Source organism: Streptomyces sp. NPDC017095 (assembly GCF_044332325.1).
GTDB lineage: Bacteria > Actinomycetota > Actinomycetes > Streptomycetales > Streptomycetaceae > Streptomyces.
On sequence record NZ_JBIROU010000025.1, the window covers coordinates 15153 to 37323 of the forward strand.

Here is a 22171-nt window from a genome sequence, read left to right on the forward strand (position 1 = left end):
GGTTCCGGACATGCCGGGGACACCTGGCCCGTCCTCCGCTCCTCGGCGGGATGCGGGAGCAGGCCCGCCACGTCCCACGCCGTCCTGCGCCGGGGGCCGCGTACCGGCGAGGTCCGGCCAGTCCTCCGGAGCGACCGCGCCCAGGGTGTTGTCGGGTTCTGGTCAACACGCTTCAATGCGGGGGAATCGGGGCCGTGCACACAGGCGTGCGGGCGCGGCGGGCCCGGCCACGGGTGCCGGCAGCGCCCACGGGGGTGGCCCCACGACACTCGCGCAGGCGGTACGACCAGCCGTAGCGACACCTCACAGAGAGGCCCCCGGCATGCGGCATGCCACGGAACACGCGGACATCCCCACCGCGGAACTGGCCACGGCCCTGCGGGGCGGTCCCTTCCACGTGGCGCTGCGCGCCGCGATCGCCGCACGCGGGCTGCCGCTCCAGCGGGTGCAGCACCATCTGTCGCGCCACGGGGTCAGGGTGGGCGTCACCAGTCTGAGCTACTGGCAACAGGGCGCCCGCCGCCCGCAGCGCCCGGAGTCGCTGCGCGCCGTACGGGCCCTGGAGGAGATCCTCGAACTGCCCGACGAGTCGCTGATCCGGCTGCTCACCGAGTCCGACGAGCGGGCGGCGGCCGGTCGCCCGGCGGGCCCCTCCTACCGCTCCCTGATCCATGCCTCGGACGTCCGGGACCGGCTCACCGCCGACCTCGGCTGGTCCCTGGACGGCGGGCTGCGCAGCCTGGGCCACCACGAATGCGTCCGGATCGGCGCCCGGCGGCAACTGGCCGGCCGCGAGGCCCACCACATCGTGCGCGCCCACCGCGACGGCGTCGACCGCTTCGTCGCCGTCCACCACGGCGACCCGGGCGGCGACCCCCGCCGCGTCACCGTGCACGCGCTGGAGAACTGCCGCACCGGCCGGGTCCGGTGGGACCGGAGTACCGGTGTCCTGGTGGCCGAGCTGCTTTTCGGCACCCGGCTGGACTCCGGCGACACCTTCCTCTTCCGGTACGCCATCGAGGACGGCACCGCCGGACCGTCCCGCGAGTATCTGCACCGGTGCGGTTTTCCCGGCGGGCAGTACGCGCTCCAGGTGCGCTTCGATCCGGCGGCCCTGCCGGTGCGCTGCCACCGCTTCTCCCAGCATTCGGCGGCGGCCCCGCGCACCGGCCGGCAGGAACTGCCCGTGACCGGCCCGCATCACAGCGCCCATCTGGTCGAGCCGCGGATCCGGCCGGGCATCGTGGGGATCGCCTGGGACTGGGAGTGAGCGGTCAGCCGCCGTCCGCCCGCCCGCCGACCGGGCCGCGGTGCCCGTTCCGGGCGGTTGTCCGGCCGGCCGGCCGTGGCTCCTCGGTCAGTCGGCCGGTCCGGCGATGATCCTGCCGTTCGCGGCCTTGACCGTCAGCTCGGTCAGCGGGGCGGTGGCCGGCGCCTCGATCACCTTGCCGGTCACCGCGTCGAACCGGCTGCCGTGGCAGGGACAGATCAGGGTCGTCCCCTCCAGCTTGTTGATGGGGCACCCGGCGTGCGTGCAGATCGTGCTGTACGCCTTCAGCGTGCCGTCCTTGCCTCGGCTGACGACCACGTTCTGGTCCCGGTAGAGCTTCGCCCCGCCCTCGGCGACCTCGCTGTCCTTGCCGAGGTCGACGGGCGCGGTCGGCGTGGCCGCACCGCTGCCGTCCGGGGCCGCGCAGGCCGCCAGGCCGAGCCCGGCGACCGGGACCACGGCGGCCCCTCGAAGGACGGTACGGCGGCTCGCGGAGGAGCGGGCGGGCATCTGGGACTCCAGGGGTCAAGGGATGTGCGGAGCGCACGATACCGGGACAGAGTGAGCGGCCGGGGAGCGGGGCGGGCAGGAGGCGGCAGGGACGCGGAGCGAGGGGCCACGGTCGGAACGCGGGCACGCAAACGCTTACGTAAGCGTTTACGCGGGGCGGGGGCATGCGATAGCGTCCCGGCCGGAAGGTCGCCGAGGAGAGCGTCCCGGCCAGAGAGCCGCTTGCGGCCGACCAGGACTGACCGGCCGGGTCGGAGGGCGCGGGTCGGTACGGAGGGCGGCCGGGACCGGGCTGGCCGGCGGGTGGGCCGGCTGGGTTCTCGTCGGCTTGTCGGTTGAGAGGCGCGGTGCAGGGCCGGGAGAGGAGCACGATGGCCACGATGGCGGATGTCGCCCGGAGCGCCGGTGTCTCCGTGGCCACCGTCTCCCATGTCCTCAACGGCACCCGCCCGGTGCTCCCCCGCACCCGCCAGGCCGTGCTGGACGCCGTCGACGCCCTCGGCTACACGCCCAACACCCTGGCCCGCTCCCTGGTGACCTCGCGCACCCGTTCCATCGGCCTCGCGGTGTCGGCCATCGGCAACCCGTACTTCACGGAGATCCTGCACGGCGTCGAGACCGCCGCTCTGGAGGCGGGCTACAGCCTGCTCATCGCCGACCCGCACGACGACCCCCGGCACGAACGCAGGGCCGTACAGCTCCTCCATGAGCGCCGGGTGGACGGCGTGATCGTCGCCCCGTCCGCCGACCCCCGCGACCTCGTGGGCTATCTGCGCCGCCACGCCGTACCGGCGGTCTTCCTGGACCGGCTCGTCACCGCGCGCACGACGGAGGGCCTGCCGCCTGGCGACACCAGTGCCGCCCCGTCCGCGAGCGCGTACCGCTTCGACCAGGTCTGTGCCGAGAGCAGCGCGCCGACGGCCCTGCTCGTGACCCACCTCGCCGGACGGGGGCACCGCCGGATCGGTCTGATCGCGGGCCTGCCCGGACTCAGCACCACCGATGAGCGTGTCGCCGGTTACCGGGCGGGCCTCGCCGCCGCCGGTCTGGAGTACGACGAACGGCTTCTGCTGTCCGGCCGCTCCGAGTCGGACGGCGCCGGGCGGGCCACCGCCGCCCTGCTCGGCCTGCCCGAGCCGCCCACGGCTCTCGTCACCGCCAACAACGCGATGACCATCGGCGCCCTGCGCGCGCTGCGCCGCCACGGCCGGTCCGTGCCGGACGACATCGCCCTGTGCTGTTTCGACGACTTCCCCTGGGCCGACCTGTTCTCGCCGCGACTGACCGCCATCGCCCAGCCCAGCCGGGAGCTGGGCGCGCAGGCCGTCCGGGTGCTGCTGGACCGGCTGGCCGAGCCGGACCGGCCGGCCCGGACGGTCCGGCTGCCGTGCGCGTTCGTCCACCGCACGTCCTGCGGCTGCCCGGAGGATCCGGGGCCCGCCGGGGCGGACGGGAGCACCGCATCATCCACGCTGTCCGAGAAGGGAACCGCCTCGTGATCGTCGTCGCCGGTGAGGCACTGATCGACCTGGTACCGCAGGGCGCCGGTGCCCTCGCGGACCTGAAGCCGGCGCTCGGCGGCGGCCCGTACAACACCGCCGTGGCCCTCGGCAGGCTCGGCTCCCCCACCGCCTTCTGTTCGCGGACGTCGGACGACGCGTTCGGCGAGGCCCTGCTCGACGGGCTGCGGCGGGCCGGGGTCGACGTGTCCGGCGTACAGCGGGGGCCGGAGCCGACGACCCTCGCCGTGGCCACGCTCGACGCCGGCGGCTCGGCCGCCTACTCCTTCTATGTCGACGGCACCGCCGACCGCCTGTTCACCGCCCCGGCGGCGCTCCCCGCCGGTACCCGCGCGGTGTCCTTCGGCACCTGTTCGCTCGTCCTGGAGCCCGGGGCGAGCGCCTATGAGGCGCTGCTGCACACCGCCGCCGGGCAGGGGCTGTTCACCGCGCTCGACCCCAATGTCCGGGCGGGGCTGATCCCGGACGCGGACGCCTACCGGGAGCGTTTCCGCGGCTGGCTGCCCTCGGTGACGCTGCTGAAGCTGTCCGCGGAGGACGCGGCGTGGCTCGGCGGCACGCCGCGCGAGTGGCTGGCCGCGGGGCCGGCGGCCGTGGTGGTCACACGGGGCGGTGACGGACTGACCGTGTTCACCCGGGAGGGCGCGGAGGTTTCCGTGCCGGGTGAGAAGGTCGATGTCGTGGACACCATCGGGGCCGGGGACACGGTGAACGCGGCCCTGCTGCACGGGCTGGCCGTCCGGGACACGCTGTCCCGGGAAGCGCTCGCCGTCCTCGGGACGGAGGGCTGGACGCGGCTGCTGCGCTTCGCGGCACGGGCGGCGTCGGTCACCTGCTCGCGGGCGGGCGCCGAGCCGCCGTACGCGGCGGAGCTGGGTGATCCGGCCGCGCTCTGAGCGATCTATCTGTTCTTCTGTGCTGTTGACAAGGTGCGTCCGGGCCCACGGCCTGCGAGGGTCCGTCTGTCAGCACGGACCGGTCCGTGCTGATCGAGGAACGAGCGGCGCCCCGCGGGAAGTTCCCGCAGGGCGCCGGATTTCTCACTGCATGTGCCGGGACGAAGACGGACCGTGTTCCCGTCGCTCTCCGGACCGGCCGTTTCAGGCGGTCCGGGTCCGCGTGGTCTTCTTCGCGGGCGTCGCCTTCTTCGTGGCCGTGGCGGCCTTCCTGGCCGTGGTGCCGTTCGCCTTCGCCTTGGCGGCGGTGCTGTCGACCTTGGCCGTCACCGCCTTCTTGGCCGGTGCCTTGGCGGCGGCCGTCTTCCTCTTGGTGGTGCCACGCTGGGCCTTCACCGGGCCGGCGTCGCTGATGCGGTCGGCGCCCAGGACCTCCCGCAGGAACTTGCCCGTGTGGCTCGCCGGCACCCCGGCGACCTCCTCCGGCGTGCCCTCGGCGACCACCAGGCCACCGCCGGCGCCGCCCTCGGGACCCATGTCCACGATCCAGTCGGCGGTCTTGATCACGTCGAGGTTGTGCTCGATGACGATGACCGTGTTGCCCTTGTCGACGAGTCCGCCGAGCACCGTGAGCAGCTTGCTGATGTCCTCGAAGTGCAGACCGGTGGTCGGCTCGTCCAGGACGTAGACCGTGCGTCCGGTGGACCGCTTCTGCAGCTCGCTGGCCAGCTTGACGCGCTGCGCCTCACCACCGGAGAGGGTGGTGGCGGACTGGCCGAGGCGGACGTACCCGAGACCGACGTCGTTCAGCGTCCGCAGGTGACGGGAGATCGCCGGGACCGCCTCGAAGAAGTGCATGGCCTCCTCGATCGGCATGTTCAGCACCTCGGCGATGGACTTGCCCTTGTAGTGGACCTCCAGGGTCTCCCGGTTGTACCGGGCGCCGTGGCAGACCTCGCACGGGACGTAGACGTCCGGGAGGAAGTTCATCTCGATCTTGATCGTGCCGTCGCCCGCGCAGTTCTCGCAGCGGCCGCCCTTGACGTTGAAGGAGAAGCGGCCGGGCAGGTAACCCCGGACCTTCGCCTCGGTCGTCTCGGCGAACAGCTTGCGGATGTGGTCGAAGACGCCGGTGTACGTCGCCGGGTTGGACCGCGGGGTCCGGCCGATCGGGGACTGGTCGACGTGCACCACCTTGTCGACCAGGTCGTCGCCCTCGACGCGGGTGTGCCGTCCGGGGACGGTCCGGGCGCCGTTCAGCTCGCGGGCCAGGTGCGTGTACAGGATGTCGTTGACCAGGGTCGACTTGCCGGATCCGGAGACGCCGGTGACGGCCGTGAAGACACCCAGCGGGAAGGACACGTCGATGTCCTGCAAGTTGTTCTCGCGGGCGCCGTGCACGGTGAGGTGCCGGGACGGGTCGAGCGGGCGCCGGACGTCCGGGAGCGGGATCGACTTGCGCCCCGAGAGGTATGCGCCGGTCTGCGACTCGGTGTTGTCGAGCAGTTCCTTCACGGAGCCGCTGTGCACGACCTTGCCGCCGTGTTCGCCGGCGCCCGGACCGATGTCCACGATCCAGTCGGCGATCTTGATCGTGTCCTCGTCGTGCTCCACGACGATGAGCGTGTTGCCCATGTCACGCAGCCGGACCAGCGTCTCGATCAGCCGGTGGTTGTCGCGCTGGTGCAGACCGATGGACGGCTCGTCCAGGACGTACAGGACGCCGACGAGACCGGAGCCGATCTGGGTGGCCAGGCGGATGCGCTGGGCCTCGCCGCCGGACAGGGTGCCGGCCGCGCGGTTGAGCGAGAGGTAGTCCAGGCCGACGTCGACCAGGAAGCGCAGGCGTTCGTTGACCTCCTTCAGGACCCGCTCGGCGATCTTCTTGTCACGCGCGCTCAGTTTCAGCTCGCCCAGGAAGTCCGCGCAGTCGCTGATCGACATCGCGGAGACCTCGGCGATCGACTTGCCCATGATCGTGACCGCGAGGACGATCGGCTTCAGCCGCGTGCCCTCGCAGGAGGGGCAGGGCACCTCGCGCATGTACCCCTCGAAGCGCTCGCGGCTGGCGTCGCTCTCGGCCTCGCTGTGCCGGCGCTTGACGAAGGGCACCGCTCCCTCGAAGGGAGTGGTGTAGACGCGCTCCCGGCCGTAGCGGTTGCGGTAGCGCACCTCGATCTGGGTCTTGTGGCCGTACAGCAGGGCCTTCCTGGCGCGCTGCGGCAGGCCCGCGAAGGGGATGTCCGTGCGGAAGCCGAGGGCGTCCGCGAGGGCGCCGGTCAGACGGCTGAAGTAGTCCTTGGTGTGCCCGTGCGACCAGGGGTGGATGGCGCCCTCGTCCAGGGACTTGTCCTCGTCCGGGACGATCAGCTCCGGGTCGACCTCCATGCGCGTGCCGATGCCGGTGCACTCGGGGCAGGCGCCGAAGGGCGAGTTGAAGGAGAAGGAGCGGGGCTCCAGCTCCTCGAAGGACAGGTCGTCGTACGGGCAGTACAGATGCTCGGAGTACATCCGCTCGCGCTCCGGGTCGCCCTCGGGGAGGTCGACGAAGTCGAGCACGACCATGCCGCCGGACAGGCCGAGGGCCGTCTCCACGGAGTCGGTGAGGCGGCGCTTGGCGGAGTCCTTCACCGTGAGGCGGTCGACGACCACCTCGATGGTGTGCTTCTCCTGCTTCTTCAGGGCCGGCGGTTCGGACAGCTGTATGGTCTGGCCGTCCACGCGCGCACGGGAGTAGCCCTTGGTCTGCAGGTCGGCGAAGAGGTCGGCGAACTCGCCCTTGCGCTCGCGCACGAGCGGCGAGAGCACCTGGAAACGGCTTCCCTCCGGCAGCTCCAGCACCTTGTCCACGATGGCCTGCGGCGACTGCCGCGAGATCGGGCGGCCGCACTCGGGACAGTGCGGCTTGCCGATGCGCGCGAAGAGCAGGCGCAGGTAGTCGTAGACCTCGGTGATCGTGCCGACCGTCGAGCGCGGGTTGCGCGAGGTCGACTTCTGGTCGATGGAGACCGCCGGGGAGAGGCCCTCGATGAAGTCGACGTCGGGCTTGTCCATCTGGCCGAGGAACTGCCGCGCGTACGAGGAGAGCGACTCCACGTAACGACGCTGGCCCTCCGCGAAGATCGTGTCGAAGGCCAGGGAGGACTTGCCCGACCCGGACAGGCCCGTGAAGACGATGAGCGAGTCACGCGGCAGGTCGAGCGAGACATTCTTCAGGTTGTGCTCGCGCGCGCCACGGACGATGAGACGGTCGGCCACGCCGGTCCGCACCTTTCTTGAGAGAAGTGACAGGAGCAGGGCCCCTGTGCTTCTTCAGACTAGGGGGAGCCACTGACAACGTCGGGGCGGATTGCCCGGTTGCATAACAACCCCCGGCCCTCCAGCATGCCCGATGCCACCTTCGACCATATAGCACGTACGTTCGATTCACGGTCGGGATGCGCGTCCTTCACCCGAAGGTGTGGCCGGACTAGGGTCGGCGCCATGATTGATCACGCTCATGACCTGGTCCGTGTACGTGAGGCGACCGATCGGCTGCTGACCGCGGTCGCCGCTCTGCACAACGCCTCGCTGGCCGAGCCGTCACGGCTGCCGGGCTGGAGCCGCGGGCATGTCCTCGCCCACCTGGCCCGGAACGCGGACGCCCTCGTGAACGTCCTCTCGGGCCGCCCCATGTACGCGAGCGCCGGGCAGCGGGACGACGACATCGAGCGGGGCGCGGACCGGCCCCTGGAGGAGCAGATCACCGACCTGCGGGAGAGCGCGGCCCGGTTCCGGACGGCCGGGGAGGCGCCCGCGGACTGGTCGCGCACGGTCGAGCTGCGTAACGGCGTCACCGACTCCGCGTCACGGGTGCCGTTCCGCCGGTGGGCGGAGGTGGAGCTGCACCACGTGGACCTGGGCATCGGATACGAGCTGGAGGACCTCCCGGCCGAGTTCCTGGAGCGGGAGACCGACTTCCTCGCGGACCGGTTCTCCGGCCGGCCCGGCATCCCGGCGACCCGTCTCACGGACGGCACGCGCGCGTGGACCACCGGACGGGAGGCCGACGTGCCGCAGATCACGGTCACCGGCCTGCCGGCGGACCTGGTGGGGTGGCTCGCCGGGCGCCGCGACGGCGCGGCGCTGAAGACGGACGGCGGAGAGCTGCCGGAGCTGCCCCCGCTGTAGGCCCGGCGCGGGACGGGGTCTTCCGGCTGTGGGGCCGGGGGCCCTCCCGCTATAGGCTGCGGACATGACGTACTCCGGAGAGGTCAAGGTCGGCGGACCGGCGGATGTGCACGAGCTGAAAGACCTGATGATCACCAAGATCGCGGTCGGCCCGATGGACAACAACGCCTATCTGCTGCGCTGCCGGGCCACCGACGAGCAGCTCCTGATCGACGCGGCCAACGAGGCGGGGACGCTTCTCGGCATGATCGGTGACGACGGCATCGCGTCCGTGGTCACCACGCATCAGCACGGCGATCACTGGCAGGCCCTCGCCGAGGTCGTCGCGGCCACGCGCGCGCGTACGTACGCGGGGCGCGACGACGCCGCCGGCATCCCCGTGCCCACCGATGTCCTCGTCGACGACGGCGACGTCATCCGGGTGGGTCGGGTGGAGCTGACGGCGCGCCATCTGGTCGGGCACACACCCGGTTCGATCGCGCTGGTCTACGACGACCCGCACGGCCACCCGCACGTCTTCACCGGCGACTGCCTCTTCCCCGGCGGGGTCGGCAACACGCGCAAGGACCCGCAGGCGTTCGCCAGCCTGATCCACGACGTGGAGACGAAGCTCTTCGAGGTGCTGCCGGACGAGACGTGGGTCTATCCGGGACACGGCAACGACACGACGCTGGGCGCGGAGCGGCCGCATCTGCCGGAGTGGCACGCGCGCGGGTGGTGAGCGGGGCCGGAGGCCGGACGGGGACGGACGGTCATCGGAAACGGACCCCGGGCGCCCGGACGGCGCCTCGCCCTCCGGACGCGCCTGCGCGCGTGTCGTGGCAGGCTGCGCGGCCTGGCGAGTCCGTGACGACCGGCCGGCGGAGCCGATATGCGCCCGCACACACGCCCGGCGCGCGCCGCCTCCCCACGCGCCCCGTGTGATTCCTTCGCCTGCGGCGGGCCCCCGTGCGCACTCCCGCGGAACGCCTTCGCGCGGTCAACTGGTAGCAGCCCCGCCCGGGACGACGGTTCCCGGGCGGTAGAGGCCGCCGGTCTTCATCCCCGCCCTCGGCCGGCGGCCCAGGCACCGGGCACGCGCGCGTGGCGTGCCGCTTCCGGCCGTGTTCACACCGCCGCAACACCCGCTCCCACTATGCGGACATCTACGGCCGTGACCTGGACAGACGCGGCGTTCACTGCCACTCTCCCGCCATGCGTCCTGCCCCTCGTACTCTGCGCCGCGCGGTCGCCGCCGCCACCGTAGCCCTGCTCGCCACCGCCGTCGGCTGCGCGCCGCAGCCCGAAGGGGAGGCGTCGGCCGCCCCGTCAGGGCCGGCCTCGAAGGCCTGCGCCAAGGGCGCGTCGCCCACGAAGACGTCCGGGAAGCTGACGATCGCGACGGACGAACCGGCGTACGAACCCTGGTTCAAGGACGGCAAGCCCGCGAACGGCGAGGGCTTCGAGTCGGCGGTCGCCTATGCCGTGGCCAAGCGGCTGGGATACGGCAAGAGCGCGGTCGTCTGGCAGAGCGTGCCGTTCAACAAGGCGTTCGCGCCGGGGGTGAAGACCTTCGATTTCGACATCAACCAGGTGTCGATCAGCGCCGAGCGCAAGAAGGCCGTGGACTTCTCCTCCGGTTACTACGACGTGCGCCAGGCCGTCATCGCGCTGAAGGGCGGCAAGGCCGCGAAGGCGACGAGCATCGCGGACCTGAGGAAGCTCAAGCTGGGCGCCCAGGTGGGCACCACGAGCCTCGACTACATCACCGACGTGGTGAAACCGGCCCGGGAGGCGGCCGTCTACGCCAAGAACGACCAGGCCAAGTCCGCCCTGCGGAACGGCCAGGTGGACGCCGTCGTCACCGATCTGCCGACGGCGTTCTACATCACCGCCGCGGAGGTCACGGACGCGAGGATCGTCGGGCAGTTCGAGCACCAGGGCGGCACGCCCGAGCAGTTCGGGCTGGTGCTGGACAAAGGCAGCGCGCTGACCCCGTGCGTGACCGCCGCCGTCGACGCCCTGCGCGAGGACGGCACGCTGGCGGCGATCGAGAAGCGGTGGCTCTCGGACGCCGTCGACGCCCCGGTGCTCAAGTGACGATGACCGAGGGCGAGCCGGCCCGGGAGGAGGCGGACGCCAAGGGTCACATGACCGGCGACGGGTACGCGCCCTCCGAGCGGCGCCTTGCACGCGAGCGCTACCGGCGCGCGCGTGCCCGCCGCGCCACGGCGGTCGCGGCCCTGTCGACCCTCGGCACGGCCGTCGTGCTCTACCTGGTCGTCGTCAGCGCCCCCGGCTGGCCGCGCACCAAGGAGACCTTCTTCAGCGCGCACTACGCACGCGAGGCGTTCCCGAAGGTCCTCGACGGGCTGTGGCTGAACCTCCGGTTGCTGGTGGTCTGCGGGGCCGCCGTCCTGGTGCTCGGCATGCTGATCGCCATCGCCCGGACCCTGCGCGGCCCGGTCTTCTTCCCGCTGCGGGTGCTGGCGGCGGCGTACACCGACTTCTTCCGCGGCCTGCCGCTGATCATCAATCTGATGATCGTCGTTCTGGGCGTGCCGGCGCTGCGGCTGCAGGGCGTGACGGTCGACCCCGTCATGCTCGGCGGTACGGCGCTGACGCTGACGTACTCGGCGTACGTGGCGGAGGTCTTCCGGGCGGGCATCGAGTCCGTCCACCCCTCGCAGCGCGCGGCGGCGCGCTCGCTGGGCCTCACCAACCGGCAGGCCCTGCGCTACGTCGTCCTGCCGCAGGCGGTGCGCCGCCAGGTGCCCCCGTTGCTCAACGACCTGGTGTCGTTGCAGAAGGACACCGGTCTGGTCTCCATCGGGGGCGCGGTGGACGCGGTGCGGGCGGCCGACATCATCGTGGGGCGCAGTCTGAACTACACGCCGTACATCGTCGCGGGACTGGTGTTCGTGGCGCTGACCATCCCGATGACCCGGTTCACCGACTGGGTGACGGCCCGGATGGACCGGCAGCGGGCCCAGGGAGGGTCCCTGTGACCCGGGGAGGATGTCCGTGAGCACGTCCGAGAGCACGTCCGCGGGCGGCGCGCCCGCCTTGCGGATGGAGTCCGTCCGCAAGACCTTCGGCGGTTCGGTGGTCCTGCGGGACATCGATCTGGAGGTCGCCCCGCACACGGTGACCGCGCTGATCGGCGCCTCCGGTTCGGGCAAGTCCACGCTGCTGCGCTGCGCCAATCTGCTGGAGGACATCGACGACGGCGCGATCTGGCTGGACGGGGAGGAGATCACCGATCCGCGGGCGGACCAGGACGCGGTACGGCGCCGGATCGGCGTCGTCTTCCAGGCGTACAACCTGTTCCCGCACATGACCGTGCTCGACAACATCACCCTCGCGCCGCGCCGGGTGCACGGCGTCGCCCGCGCGGAGGCCGAGGAACGGGCCAGGGAGCTGCTGGAGCGCCTCGGTCTCGCCGGGAAGGCCGGCGCCTACCCGGACCGGCTCAGCGGCGGCCAGCAGCAGCGTGTGGCGATCGTACGGGCGCTCGCGGTGCGGCCCCGGCTGTTGCTGCTGGACGAGATCACGGCCGCGCTCGACCCCGAACTGGTGGGCGAGGTGCTGGAGGTGGTCCGCGCCCTGAAGGACGAGGGCATGACCATGGTGCTCGCCACGCACGAGATGGGGTTCGCGCGGGACGTCGCCGACCAGGTGTGTTTCCTGGACGGCGGGGTCGTGCTGGAGCGCGGCACCGCCGAGCAGGTCTTCGGCGATCCGCGGCAGGAGCGCACCCGGCGCTTCCTGCGCCGGATCGTGGAGGCGGGCCGGCTGTAGTCCCGCGCGCGGGATTACGCCTCCGCCCGCGCCGCTCCGAGCAGCGCCGCGACCCGTTCCACGCCGAACACGTAGCCCTGCACTCCGCATCCGGCGATCACGCCGTCGGCGCGCAGGGAGACGTACGAGTGGTGCCGGAACGACTCGCGCCGGTGGATGTTGGAGATGTGGACCTCCAGCACGGGCATGCCGTCGCAGGTGTTGAGCGCGTCCAGGAGGGCGACCGACGTGTGCGAGTAGGCGCCGGGGTTGATGACGATCCCGCAGTGGCCGAGCCGCGCCTCGTGGATCCAGTCGACCAGTTCGCCCTCGTGGTTGGACTGGCGGAGGTCCACCGTGCCGCCGTGCGCCGCCGCCGCCTCGGCGCAGAGCGCCTCCACGTCGGCCAGCGTCTCCCGGCCGTAGATCTCCGGCTGGCGTTGGCCGAGCAGGTTCAGGTTGGGCCCGTTGAGGATCATGATCGGGGCGTTGGCCAGGGTGCGGGGCACGGTTCCTCCGGTCCGTTCGGGGCGGTGCGGCTGCGTCCGCCGGTCGGACCCGGTCTATCACGCCGGCCGGGACGGCCGGCGGCCGTGTGCGCCGGTCGCCAGGGCGCGCACCCCCGTCCCGTGATCACCACCGTACGCCCCCGTAACTCCTGATCACTGTGGGTAGTTGACCCGGCATGCGCGACGCACAGGCTGCACACTCCCCGTCCATGCCACGGCTCGCCGCCGCCTCGCTCGCCGGGACGGCGATCGAGTTCTACGACTTCTTCGTCTACGGCACGGCGGCGGCCCTGGTCCTGGGGCCGCTGTTCTTCCCCACGTTCTCGCCGGTCGCGGGCACGCTGGCGGCGTTCGGCACGTTCGGGGTGGGATTCGTGGCCCGGCCGCTGGGCTCGGTGCTGTTCGGGCATCTCGGGGACCGGCGCGGGCGGCGGCCGGTGCTCGTCGCCTCGCTGCTGCTCACCGGCGCCTCCACGGTCGCGGTGGGCTGTGTGCCCTCCTACGGGACCATCGGCGTGGCCGCGCCCGTGCTGCTGCTCGTCCTGCGCTTCCTGCAAGGGCTCGGGCTCGGCGGGGAGTGGGGCGGAGCGGTACTGCTGACCGCCGAGCACGCGCCCGCCCGGCGGCGCGCTCTGTGGACCAGCTTCCCCCAGGTGGGGCCGGCGGTGGGCTTCGTCCTGGCCAACGCGGTGGTGCTCGCGCTGTCGGCGGCGCTGTCCGACGCGGAGTTCGCGCGCTGGGGCTGGCGGGTGCCGTTCTGGGCGGCCGGCGCGCTCGCCCTGGCGGGGCTGTGGCTGCGCTCGTCCCTCACGGAGAGCCCCAGCTTCCTGGAGATCGACGACCACGCGCGCGTGCCCATCGTCGAGGTCGTACGGCACCACGGGCGGCTGGTGCTGCTGACGGCCGGAGCGCTGGCCGTGGGCTACGCGGTGTTCTACGCGGTGACGACCTGGTCGCTGGCGTACGCCACGGAACGGCTCGGTGTGAGCCGCACGGTCATGCTGATGTGCGTCATGGGCGCGGTGCTCGTGGAGGGCGCGCTCATTCCCGTCGTCGCGCTGGTCGGTGACCGGTACGGGCGCCGGCCGATGTGTCTGACGGGGTGCGCGGCCTCCGTCCTGTGGATGCTCCCGTTGGTCGCGCTGCTGGCGACCGGCGAGCCGCTGCTGATGTTCCTTGGCATCCTGGGTGCCCTGCTCGCCTTCGTCACCATGTTCGCGGTGATCGCCGCCTATCTGCCGGAACTGTACGAGCCCCGGGTGCGCTGCACGGGCGCCGCCGTGGGCTACAACCTGGGCGGGGTCCTCGGCGGCGCCCTCACCCCGATCGTGGCCACGACGCTCGCGGAGCGCGGCGGACGGATCCCGTGGGGCGTGGGCGTGTATCTGACGGGCATCGCGCTGATCAGCCTGGTGTGCTTCGCGCTGCTGCCGGAGACGCGTCCGGTGCCCGCGCCGGCGGCGGAACCGGTCACGGGCTGAGCGGACACGCCGCGCGCCGCTCACCGGCTACGGGTTGACCGCCAGTTCCAGGTACGCCGCGAACAGCACCAGGTGGACGCCGCCCTGGAGCGGTGTGGCCCGGCCGGGGACCACGGTCAGGGAGCTGACCACCACGGTCAGCGCGAGCAGCAGCATATGGGTCGAGCCGAGACCGAGCACGAGGGGTCCGGACAGCCAGACGGAGGCGAGGGCCACGGCCGGGATGGTCAGGCCGATGCTGGCCATGGCGGAGCCGAGGGCGAGGTTGAGGCTGGTCTGCACCCGGTCCCGGCGGGCGGAGCGCAGCGCGGCGATCGTCTCGGGCAGCAGGACGAGCAGCGCGATGATCACACCGACCACCTCGTGCGGCAGGCCCGCCGCCGCCACACCCGACTCGATGGTGGGCGACACGCTCTTGGCCAGCCCGACCACGCCGATCAGGGCCAGTCCGAGCAGACCGAGGCTGAGCCAGGCGGTGCGCACGGGCGGGGGCGTGGCGTGGTCGTCGGCGGTGATGACCGCACCCTGCCGGGTGATGGGCAGGAAGTAGTCACGGTGCCGCACGGTCTGGGTGGTCACGAACAGCCCGTAGAGGATCAGTGAGGACAGCGCGGCGAAGGTCAGCTGGACGGCTGAGAACTGGGGTCCGGGCCTGCTGGTGGTGAAGGTCGGCAGGACGAGACTGAGCGTGGCCAGCGTCGCCACGGTCGCCAGCGCCGCGCCGGTGCCTTCCGGGTTGAAGACGGCCGTGCGGTGCCGCAGGGAGGCGACGAGCAGGCAGATCCCGACGATACCGTTGCAGGTGATCATCACGGCGGCGAAGACGGTGTCCCGGGCGAGGGTGGAACTCTTGCTGCCGCCGTCGGCCATGAGGGTGACGATCAGGGCCACCTCGATGATCGTGACGGCGATCGCGAGGACCAGGGAACCGAAGGGTTCGCCGACCCGGTGGGCGATCACCTCGGCGTGGTGCACCGCCGCCAGGACGGATCCCGCGAGGACCAGGGTCACCACGCCGACGACGGCGCCGGGAAGGTCCCGGCCCCAGGTGAAGAGCAGCAGGACGACCGCGAGGACCGGCACGAGGATCGTCCATTGATGGGTGAGCGATCGGAGCCGAGGGATCATGCGGCGATGTTCGCAGAGGCGTGCAGGGTTCGCATTCCGTTCTTTTCGTGCTGGGGCCGTCAGACGTCGACGCTGTCCTTGCGGGCGCCCTCGCCGCCGGCGCGCGCCGTCTCGGCGGCCTCCTGCTTCCGGGTGGCGAGCAGGCTGGTCACGGTGGTGACGGCGAGGACCGCGCAGATCACGCCGAGCGAGACCGGGATACCGATCTCGGGCACGTGGACGCCCGACTCGTGCAGGGCGTGCAGCACCAGCTTGACGCCGATGAAGCCGAGGATGACCGACAGCCCGTAGGAGAGGTGGACCAGCTTCTTGAGCAGTCCGCCGATGAGGAAGTAGAGCTGGCGCAGCCCCATCAGGGCGAAGGCGTTGGCGGTGAAGACGATGTACGGGTCCTGGGTCAGGCCGAAGATCGCGGGTATGGAGTCCAGGGCGAACAGCACGTCCGTGGTGCCGATGGCGAGCATCACGACCAGCATCGGCGTCATGACGCGCTTGCCGTTCTGCTGGATCCACAGCTTGGTGCCGTGGTACCGGTCGGCCACGCCGAACTTGCGCTCCGCGGCCTTCAGGAGCTTGTTCTCCTCGAACTCCTCGTCGTCCTGGTCCGCGCGGGCCTCCTGGACCAGCTTCCAGGCGGTCCAGATCAGGAAGGCGCCGAAGAGGAAGAACACCCAGGAGAAACTGGCGAGGATCGCGGCCCCGGCGGCGATGAAGGCGGCCCGCAGGACCAGGGCTATGAGAACGCCGACGAGCAGGACGCGCTGCTGGTACTGAACGGGCACCGCGAACTTCGCCATGATCAGGACGAAGACGAAGAGGTTGTCGACGCTCAGCGACTTCTCGGTGATGAAGCCCGCGAAGAACTCGCCGGCCGGCTGACCACCGCCGAAGAGCAACAGGCCGAGACCGAACAGACCGGCCAGGGTGACCCAGACGACCGTCCAGATACCCGCTTCCTTGATCGACACTTCGTGCGGCTTGCGACCGATGAAGAAGTCGACCGCGATCAGGGCGGCGAGACCCACGATGGTGAGGACCCACAGGGTCATGGAGACTTCCACTGCACCTCCGGCATTGCGTGACGGTGAACACATCAGCGTTGTCGCTGCCGGAGGTCTCTTCCGCCCGTGTCGGGCCGGCGCCCCGGGACCGGAACCGGTCCGTACTGACGGGTGCGCCGCACTTGGGGAGTACTCCCCTCCGTAGGGAAAACAGTACCCCAATCACCAAGGAAAGGTAAAGAGCTGAGTAAAGTGAAATCCAAGTCCGCAGGACAGACTACTTTTACTAGTACTTGACGTAAGCCGTGGGCCCCGCAGGAGGGCGGGCGGTCCGGGGCTAGAGGTGCGGCAGGATCGCCGGCATCAGGTCCTGGAACGTGCGGCCGTCGGCCGGGGCGCCGAGGGCGGTCATCGTCCACCCCGGACCCGCGCGGTGCACCTTGGCCATGATCTGGGCGGTGTACTCGCCGCCGCCGGCCAAGGTGTAGCGGGCGAGTTCCTGGCCGTTGGTCTCGTCCACGAGCCGGCAGAAGGCGTTCTGCACCTCTTCGAAGGTCTGGCCGGTGAAGGAGTTCACCGTGAAGACGATCTGGTCGATGTGGGCCGGGACGCGCTGCAGGTCCACCAGGATCGCCTCGTCGTCGCCCCGGCCGACGCCGCCAACGAGATTGTCACCGGTGTGCCGCACGGAACCGTCCTCGCTCACCAGGTGGCGGAAGAAGACGACGTCCTGAGGCTCCTGGCCGGCGAAGAGGACCGCCGACGCGTCCAGGTCGATCTCGCGGGTGCGGGAGCCGAACAGGCCACGCCGCTTCGCCGCCTGCCAGCCGAGTCCCATGCGGACCGCGGTCAGGGTCGCCCCGTCGTTCTTCTCCAGGCTGATGGCCTGACCCTTGGACAAGTTGACGGACACGGCTGTTTCCCCTCTCGACAGTCCCTGGTGCCGCGCCGAGCCGTCGCTGCGCACGCCGCGGTCGTCCAGAACCCTACGCACGGCCACCGGCGGCGCCGGCCTCGGCCCGCGCTTTGTGTCGGTGTTGCAACACTTGACGCTTATGGCCGAGGCCGACGGTGACGCGCGGGCTCAGGCGAGGCCGCCCTCCCGCATCTGACGCAGTTCCTTCTTCATCTCGGCGACCTCGTCACGCAGCCGGGCCGCGACCTCGAACTGCAGCTCCGCCGCGGCGGCCCGCATGCGCTCGGTCATCTCCTCGATCTGCTCGGCCAGCTCGGCCGCCGGACGGTCCGTGGGCACCGTCTTGCCCTTGACGGCCTTGCCCGCCTTGGCGCCCTTGGCCGCCTTGCCGCCGAGCGCGGGAACGGGCGCCTTCGCGTTCTTGCCGTCCTTCGTGTTGCGGTAACCGGAGCCGAGGAGCTGTTCGGTGTCGACCTCTTCCCGGGCGATCTGCGCGACGATGTCGTTGATCTTCTTGCGCAGCGGCTGCGGATCGATGCCGCGGGCCTTGTTGTAGGCGACCTGCTTCTCCCGGCGGCGGTTGGTCTCCTCGATGGCCTTCTCCATCGCCGGGGTGATCTTGTCGGCGTACATGTGAACCTGGCCGGAGACGTTCCGCGCCGCGCGGCCGATGGTCTGGATCAGCGAGGTGCCGGAGCGCAGGAAGCCCTCCTTGTCGGCGTCCAGGATCGCCACCAGCGACACCTCGGGCAGGTCGAGACCCTCACGCAGCAGGTTGATGCCGACCAGCACGTCGTACTCACCGGAACGCAGCTCGCGCAGCAGTTCGATGCGGCGCAGGGTGTCGACGTCGCTGTGCAGATAGCGCACCTGGATGCCGAGCTCCAGGAAGTAGTCGGTGAGGTCCTCGGCCATCTTCTTGGTCAGTGTGGTGACGAGGACCCGCTCGTCCTTGTCGGTCCGCTTGCGGATCTCGTGCACCAGGTCGTCGATCTGGCCCTCGGTGGGCTTGACCACGACCTCCGGGTCGACCAGGCCGGTCGGCCGGATGATCTGCTCGACGACGCCGTCCGAGCGCGACAGCTCGTAGGCACCCGGAGTGGCCGACAGGTAGACGGTCTGCCCGGTGCGCTCCTGGAACTCCTCCCACTTCAGCGGCCGGTTGTCCAGGGCGGAGGGCAGCCGGAAGCCGTGGTCCACGAGGGTCCGCTTACGGGAGGCGTCGCCCTCGTACATCGCGCCGATCTGCGGGACGGTGACGTGCGACTCGTCGATGACGAGCAGGAAGTCGTCCGGGAAGTAGTCCAGCAGCGTGTTCGGCGGGGAGCCCGGGGCGCGGCCGTCGAAGTGCATCGAGTAGTTCTCCACACCGGAGCAGGTGCCGATCTGGCGGAGCATCTCGATGTCGTACGTGGTGCGCATGCGCAGTCGCTGGGCCTCCAGCAGCTTGCCCTGCTTCTCCATCTCGGCCAGGCGGTCCCCCAGCTCCTTCTCGATGTCGTTGACGGCCCGCTCCATGCGCTCGGGGCCGGCGACGTAGTGGGAGGCGGGGAAGACGTAGAGCTGGCGGTCGTCGCTGATGATCTCGCCGGTGAGCGGGTGCAGCGTGGACAGCGCCTCGATCTCGTCCCCGAACATCTCGATGCGGACGGCCAGCTCCTCGTAGACCGGGAAGATCTCGATGGTGTCGCCGCGGACCCGGAAGGTGCCGCGGGTGAAGGCCATGTCGTTGCGCGTGTACTGGATGTCGACGAAGCGGCGCAGCAGCTCGTCCCGGTCGACCTCGTCGCCGACCCGGAGCGGCACCATGCGGTCCACGTACTCCTGCGGCGTACCGAGGCCGTAGATGCAGGAGACCGAGGCGACCACGATGACGTCACGGCGGGTGAGCAGCGAGTTGGTGGCCGAGTGGCGCAGGCGCTCGACCTCCTCGTTGATCGAGGAGTCCTTCTCGATGTAGGTGTCCGACTGGGGGACGTACGCCTCGGGCTGGTAGTAGTCGTAGTACGAGACGAAGTACTCGACCGCGTTGTTCGGCAACAGTTCGCGGAACTCGTTGGCCAGCTGGGCGGCCAGCGTCTTGTTGGGCGCCATCACCAGCGTGGGACGCTGGAGCTTCTCGATCATCCACGCCGTGGTGGCGGACTTGCCGGTGCCGGTCGCGCCCAGGAGGACGACATCCTTCTCACCGGCCTCGATGCGCTTGGCCAGGTCGGCGATAGCCGCCGGCTGGTCGCCGCTGGGCTGGTAGGGGCTGACGACCTCGAAGGGCGCCACCGTGCGTTCGATGTGGGAAACGGGCCGCATGCCATCCACCGTACGACCCCCCACTGACAACCGGCCCCGGTCAGCGGTTCTGCGGGGTCCGGAAGCGGTGGTGCTCGGGCCGGCGGACCGGCGGGCGGCCCTGGTGGAGGTCGGGATGGCGGTCCGTGTGGGAGGGCACCGCGGCGGCCGGGACGCCCGGTTTGTGCTCGACGGGCGTCCAGTCGGGACCGCCCACGACCATCAACGGGTCGAAGATCACCACGACGCCCGCGAGCAGCAGGAAGGCGAGCGGACCGATCAGCATCGGCGCGAGCGCGGACGCGTCGGGCGTGCCCGCGGCGGAGTGTCCGGCGCCGTCGAGGTGGACGCGGAGGGCCGCCATCCCGGTGTAGTGCATGCCGCTGACCGCGAGCCCCATGACCAGGCTCGCGCCCACGCTCCACAGGAACCCCCGTACCTGCCCGGCGGCCCACAGGGCGGCGGTGGCGGCCACGACCGCTATGACGACGGAAGCCGCGACGGTGAAGGTGTTGTAAGTGAACTGCCCGTGGAAACGGACGCCGGCCATGCCCAGGTAGTGCATCGAGGCGACGCCGAGTCCGGTGATCGTGCCGCCGGTGAACAGCGGGGTGCCGGTGGCGCCCCGGTAGCCGACGATGAAGACCCCCACGCCGACCATGACGATGGCGAGCCCGAGGCTGGCGTAGGTGAGCGGCGCGTCGTAGTGGAGCGGCGCCTCCTTGATGGTGAAGCCCATCATGGCGACGAAGTGCATGGTCCATATCCCGGAGCCGATCGCCGCCGCGCCGAGGGCCAGCCAGGCCGGGCGCCGGGAGTGCGTGACCAGCAGGGACCGGGTGGTGCAGCGCAGGCCGAGGGCGCCGCCGAGGCAGGCCATCAGATAGGCCACCAACGGGGTGACGGCCCCGTAGCTGAATCCGTCGACCGTGCCTTGCATCCGCGGCTGCCCTTCCGCTTTGTTGCGTCCCGGAATACCTGAATGTTCCCCCGTCCCAGGACCGCGCGGGCGGTCAGGGTTGTCGCAGAGAGTATGACCCCCACCGGAATGGTCGAACGACTTTCCGGCAAAGAAACACGTCCTGGCCGCAGATGTGCGCCCCCGGTGAGCGGAGCTGACACATCTGCCTCGCTCTGTGGTCGTCGTGCGCCCGGGTGCCGTTGACGCGGAGCTGTCAGTCTGGTGCTGTCGGTACGCACTCGACGCGAGGAGTACGCATGCGCGCACGCGTGGTCGCCGCCCTGGCCGTCGCGGCCGTGGGAACGGCGACGGTCCTGCTGAGCCCCGGCTCCGCCGCCCGGGCGGGCGACGGCGGGACACCCACCGTGATCGCCCACCGGGGCGCCTCCGCCTACGCGCCCGAGAACACGCTGGCCGCCATCGACAAGGCCGCCGAGCTGGGCTTCTCCTGGGTGGAGAACGACGTCCAGCGCACCAAGGACGGTGAGCTGGTCGTCCTGCACGACGACAGCCTGGAGCGCACCACGGACGTCGAGGACGTCTATCCCGGCCGGGCTCCGTGGAAAGTGCGGGACTTCACGGCCGCGGAGATCGCCCGGCTGGACGCGGGCAGCTGGTTCTCCCCCGCCTACGCGGGCGCGCGCGTGCCGACGCTGGAGCAGTACATGCGCCGGATCGAACACGATCACGAGAAACTGCTCCTGGAGATCAAGAGCCCGGAGCTGTACCCGGGCATCGAGCAGCAGACGCTGAAACTCCTCGGGAACGAGGGCTGGCTGGACGGCCGGCACCGGGAGCGGCTGGTCGTGCAGAGCTTCAGCGCCGACAGCGTGCGGACCGTCCACGAACTGAAGCCGGCGGTCACCACCGCCTACCTCGGCGCACCCGATGCGGCGCAGCTGCCCCGGTTCGCGGGGTTCGCGGATCTCGTCAACCCCTCACAGGGGTCGCTCACCCGGGAGTACGTCTCGGCGGTGCACGCCCTCCACGGGCCGCACGGCCGGCCGCTCGGGGTGTTCGTCTGGACGGTGGACGACGCGTCCGCAGCCCGCCGGGTCGCCGCCTACGGGGTCGACGGGATCATCACCAACAAGCCCGACGTGGTGCGGACGGCGCTGGAATCGGACTGAATCCGGGCGGGCGTTGTCAGTGGCGGGTCGTACCGTGGGCGCATGGACAGCCTCGGGCAGGATGAGCGGCGGGTCGTGTGGGCGGTGGTCGGTACGGCCATCGGCCCGCTGATGCTGGCGGCGACCGCGGAGGGCCTGGTCAACGTGGTCTTCCACGCCTCGGACGCGGTGCGCGACCGGGCGCTGGAGCGGCTGGCCGCCCGGCTGGGCGGCGAGCCCGTGGAGGATCCGGACTCCCCGCTGCTGGCGGAGGCGATACGCCAGTTGCGGGCGTACTTCGCGGGTGAGCGGAGCACCTTCGACCTGCCGCTGGACTGGTCGCTGATCTCCGGGTTCAACCGGCAGGTGCTGCGGGAGCTGGCGGCCGGTGTGCCGTACGGCACCGTGGTGGGGTACGGCGATCTGGCGGGCCGGGTCGGCCAGCCCGGCGGGGCGCAGGCGGTGGGCGCGGCGATGGGCGCCAATCCGCTGCCGCTGGTGGTGCCGTGCCACCGGGTGGTGGAGAGCCACGGCGGCATCGGGGGTTTCGGCGGCGGGCTGGAGACCAAGCGGAAGCTGCTGGCGCTGGAGGGTGTGCTGCCCGAGCCGCTGTTCTGACCGGCCGCGGGTGCGAGGGCCGGCCGCACGCGGCCAG

19 protein-coding genes are annotated in these 22171 nt (G+C 71.2%); 11 read left to right on the top strand and 8 right to left on the bottom strand.

Annotation, left to right across the window (positions count from 1 at the left end; translation table 11 throughout):
* Positions 1–322 precede the first annotated feature (322 nt).
* Positions 323–1270, top strand: a complete 948-nt coding sequence (locus tag ACH4OA_RS32640; protein ID WP_397940790.1) for a hypothetical protein — start codon at positions 323–325, stop codon at positions 1268–1270.
* Positions 1271–1357: 87 nt separating this feature from the next.
* Here ACH4OA_RS32640 and ACH4OA_RS32645 read toward each other — a convergent pair whose 3' ends face one another.
* On the bottom strand, positions 1358–1780 hold the full coding sequence (locus ACH4OA_RS32645; protein ID WP_397940788.1) for a Rieske (2Fe-2S) protein: 423 nt from the start codon (positions 1778–1780) through the stop codon (positions 1358–1360).
* A 371-nt stretch (positions 1781–2151) separates the two neighbouring features.
* Between ACH4OA_RS32645 and ACH4OA_RS32650 the strand changes: the two genes are divergently transcribed.
* A complete protein-coding gene (locus tag ACH4OA_RS32650; protein ID WP_397972984.1) occupies positions 2152–3279 on the top strand; it encodes a LacI family DNA-binding transcriptional regulator in 1128 nt (375 codons plus the stop codon).
* On the top strand, positions 3276–4196 hold the full coding sequence (locus ACH4OA_RS32655; RefSeq protein ID WP_397972986.1) for a carbohydrate kinase: 921 nt from the start codon (positions 3276–3278) through the stop codon (positions 4194–4196). Before ACH4OA_RS32650 ends, ACH4OA_RS32655 begins: the two co-directional genes overlap by 4 nt.
* A gap of 204 nt (positions 4197–4400) precedes the next feature.
* On the opposite strand, the gene uvrA is transcribed toward ACH4OA_RS32655, so the two are convergent.
* Positions 4401–7454, bottom strand: a complete 3054-nt coding sequence (uvrA, locus tag ACH4OA_RS32660) for an excinuclease ABC subunit UvrA (protein WP_397972989.1) — start codon at positions 7452–7454, stop codon at positions 4401–4403.
* Between the two features lie 225 nt (positions 7455–7679).
* Here uvrA and ACH4OA_RS32665 point away from each other — a divergent pair, with 225 nt between their 5' ends.
* The 5 genes from ACH4OA_RS32665 to ACH4OA_RS32685 all read left to right on the top strand — a co-directional run bounded on the left by ACH4OA_RS32665 (position 7680) and on the right by ACH4OA_RS32685 (position 12146).
* A complete protein-coding gene (locus ACH4OA_RS32665; protein WP_397945788.1) occupies positions 7680–8366 on the top strand; it encodes a maleylpyruvate isomerase family mycothiol-dependent enzyme in 687 nt (228 codons plus the stop codon).
* Between the two features lie 64 nt (positions 8367–8430).
* Positions 8431–9087: an MBL fold metallo-hydrolase gene (locus ACH4OA_RS32670; protein ID WP_397940778.1), complete on the top strand. Its 657-nt coding sequence runs from the start codon at positions 8431–8433 to the stop codon at positions 9085–9087.
* A 473-nt stretch (positions 9088–9560) separates the two neighbouring features.
* On the top strand, positions 9561–10445 hold the full coding sequence (locus ACH4OA_RS32675) for an ABC transporter substrate-binding protein (protein ID WP_365872701.1): 885 nt from the start codon (positions 9561–9563) through the stop codon (positions 10443–10445).
* A gap of 2 nt (positions 10446–10447) precedes the next feature.
* Entirely contained in the window at positions 10448–11353 is a 906-nt protein-coding gene (locus ACH4OA_RS32680; RefSeq protein ID WP_397973036.1) for an amino acid ABC transporter permease, read from the top strand.
* 10 nt (positions 11354–11363) lie between these two features.
* On the top strand, positions 11364–12146 hold the full coding sequence (locus tag ACH4OA_RS32685; protein ID WP_397972992.1) for an amino acid ABC transporter ATP-binding protein: 783 nt from the start codon (positions 11364–11366) through the stop codon (positions 12144–12146).
* A gap of 14 nt (positions 12147–12160) precedes the next feature.
* Here ACH4OA_RS32685 and aroQ read toward each other — a convergent pair whose 3' ends face one another.
* Positions 12161–12634: a type II 3-dehydroquinate dehydratase gene (aroQ, locus tag ACH4OA_RS32690; protein ID WP_365872707.1), complete on the bottom strand. Its 474-nt coding sequence runs from the start codon at positions 12632–12634 to the stop codon at positions 12161–12163.
* A 209-nt stretch (positions 12635–12843) separates the two neighbouring features.
* Between aroQ and ACH4OA_RS32695 the strand changes: the two genes are divergently transcribed.
* Positions 12844–14115, top strand: a complete 1272-nt coding sequence (locus ACH4OA_RS32695; RefSeq protein WP_397972994.1) for an MFS transporter — start codon at positions 12844–12846, stop codon at positions 14113–14115.
* A gap of 27 nt (positions 14116–14142) precedes the next feature.
* Here ACH4OA_RS32695 and ACH4OA_RS32700 read toward each other — a convergent pair whose 3' ends face one another.
* The 5 genes from ACH4OA_RS32700 to ACH4OA_RS32720 all read right to left on the bottom strand — a co-directional run bounded on the left by ACH4OA_RS32700 (position 14143) and on the right by ACH4OA_RS32720 (position 20386).
* Positions 14143–15243, bottom strand: a complete 1101-nt coding sequence (locus tag ACH4OA_RS32700; RefSeq protein WP_365872711.1) for an ionic transporter y4hA — start codon at positions 15241–15243, stop codon at positions 14143–14145.
* Positions 15244–15302: 59 nt separating this feature from the next.
* Complete coding sequence (locus ACH4OA_RS32705; protein WP_365872713.1) at positions 15303–16304, bottom strand: TerC family protein; 1002 nt, start codon at positions 16302–16304, stop codon at positions 15303–15305.
* Between the two features lie 277 nt (positions 16305–16581).
* Positions 16582–17157 (bottom strand): TerD family protein, encoded by a 576-nt coding sequence (locus ACH4OA_RS32710; protein ID WP_365872715.1) that lies wholly within the window; start codon positions 17155–17157, stop codon positions 16582–16584.
* Positions 17158–17328: 171 nt separating this feature from the next.
* Positions 17329–19467, bottom strand: coding sequence for an excinuclease ABC subunit UvrB (gene uvrB, locus ACH4OA_RS32715; RefSeq protein WP_397972996.1), 2139 nt, complete (start codon positions 19465–19467; stop codon positions 17329–17331).
* Between the two features lie 40 nt (positions 19468–19507).
* The gene (locus ACH4OA_RS32720; protein WP_397940769.1) at positions 19508–20386 is read right to left on the bottom strand and encodes an MHYT domain-containing protein; all 879 of its coding nucleotides are present in this window, start codon (positions 20384–20386) and stop codon (positions 19508–19510) included.
* A 278-nt stretch (positions 20387–20664) separates the two neighbouring features.
* Between ACH4OA_RS32720 and ACH4OA_RS32725 the strand changes: the two genes are divergently transcribed.
* Entirely contained in the window at positions 20665–21537 is an 873-nt protein-coding gene (locus ACH4OA_RS32725) for a glycerophosphodiester phosphodiesterase (protein ID WP_397940767.1), read from the top strand.
* 42 nt (positions 21538–21579) lie between these two features.
* On the top strand, positions 21580–22134 hold the full coding sequence (locus ACH4OA_RS32730; RefSeq protein ID WP_365872723.1) for a methylated-DNA--[protein]-cysteine S-methyltransferase: 555 nt from the start codon (positions 21580–21582) through the stop codon (positions 22132–22134).
* Positions 22135–22171 lie beyond the last annotated feature (37 nt).

What these genes read in the sequence shown, in the direction of transcription:
- ACH4OA_RS32640 (WP_397940790.1), top strand. Translation starts at nt 323, where the DNA reads ATGCGGCATGCCACGGAACACGCGGACATCCCCACCGCGGAACTGGCC.
- ACH4OA_RS32645 (WP_397940788.1), bottom strand. Translation starts at nt 1,780, where the DNA reads ATGCCCGCCCGCTCCTCCGCGAGCCGCCGTACCGTCCTTCGAGGGGCC.
- ACH4OA_RS32650 (WP_397972984.1), top strand. Translation starts at nt 2,152, where the DNA reads ATGGCCACGATGGCGGATGTCGCCCGGAGCGCCGGTGTCTCCGTGGCC.
- ACH4OA_RS32665 (WP_397945788.1), top strand. Translation starts at nt 7,680, where the DNA reads ATGATTGATCACGCTCATGACCTGGTCCGTGTACGTGAGGCGACCGAT.
- ACH4OA_RS32670 (WP_397940778.1), top strand. Translation starts at nt 8,431, where the DNA reads ATGACGTACTCCGGAGAGGTCAAGGTCGGCGGACCGGCGGATGTGCAC.
- ACH4OA_RS32675 (WP_365872701.1), top strand. Translation starts at nt 9,561, where the DNA reads ATGCGTCCTGCCCCTCGTACTCTGCGCCGCGCGGTCGCCGCCGCCACC.
- ACH4OA_RS32680 (WP_397973036.1), top strand. Translation starts at nt 10,448, where the DNA reads ATGACCGAGGGCGAGCCGGCCCGGGAGGAGGCGGACGCCAAGGGTCAC.
- ACH4OA_RS32685 (WP_397972992.1), top strand. Translation starts at nt 11,364, where the DNA reads ATGTCCGTGAGCACGTCCGAGAGCACGTCCGCGGGCGGCGCGCCCGCC.
- ACH4OA_RS32695 (WP_397972994.1), top strand. Translation starts at nt 12,844, where the DNA reads ATGCCACGGCTCGCCGCCGCCTCGCTCGCCGGGACGGCGATCGAGTTC.
- ACH4OA_RS32700 (WP_365872711.1), bottom strand. Translation starts at nt 15,243, where the DNA reads ATGATCCCTCGGCTCCGATCGCTCACCCATCAATGGACGATCCTCGTG.
- uvrB (WP_397972996.1), bottom strand. Translation starts at nt 19,467, where the DNA reads ATGCGGCCCGTTTCCCACATCGAACGCACGGTGGCGCCCTTCGAGGTC.
- ACH4OA_RS32720 (WP_397940769.1), bottom strand. Translation starts at nt 20,386, where the DNA reads ATGCAAGGCACGGTCGACGGATTCAGCTACGGGGCCGTCACCCCGTTG.
- ACH4OA_RS32725 (WP_397940767.1), top strand. Translation starts at nt 20,665, where the DNA reads ATGCGCGCACGCGTGGTCGCCGCCCTGGCCGTCGCGGCCGTGGGAACG.
- ACH4OA_RS32730 (WP_365872723.1), top strand. Translation starts at nt 21,580, where the DNA reads ATGGACAGCCTCGGGCAGGATGAGCGGCGGGTCGTGTGGGCGGTGGTC.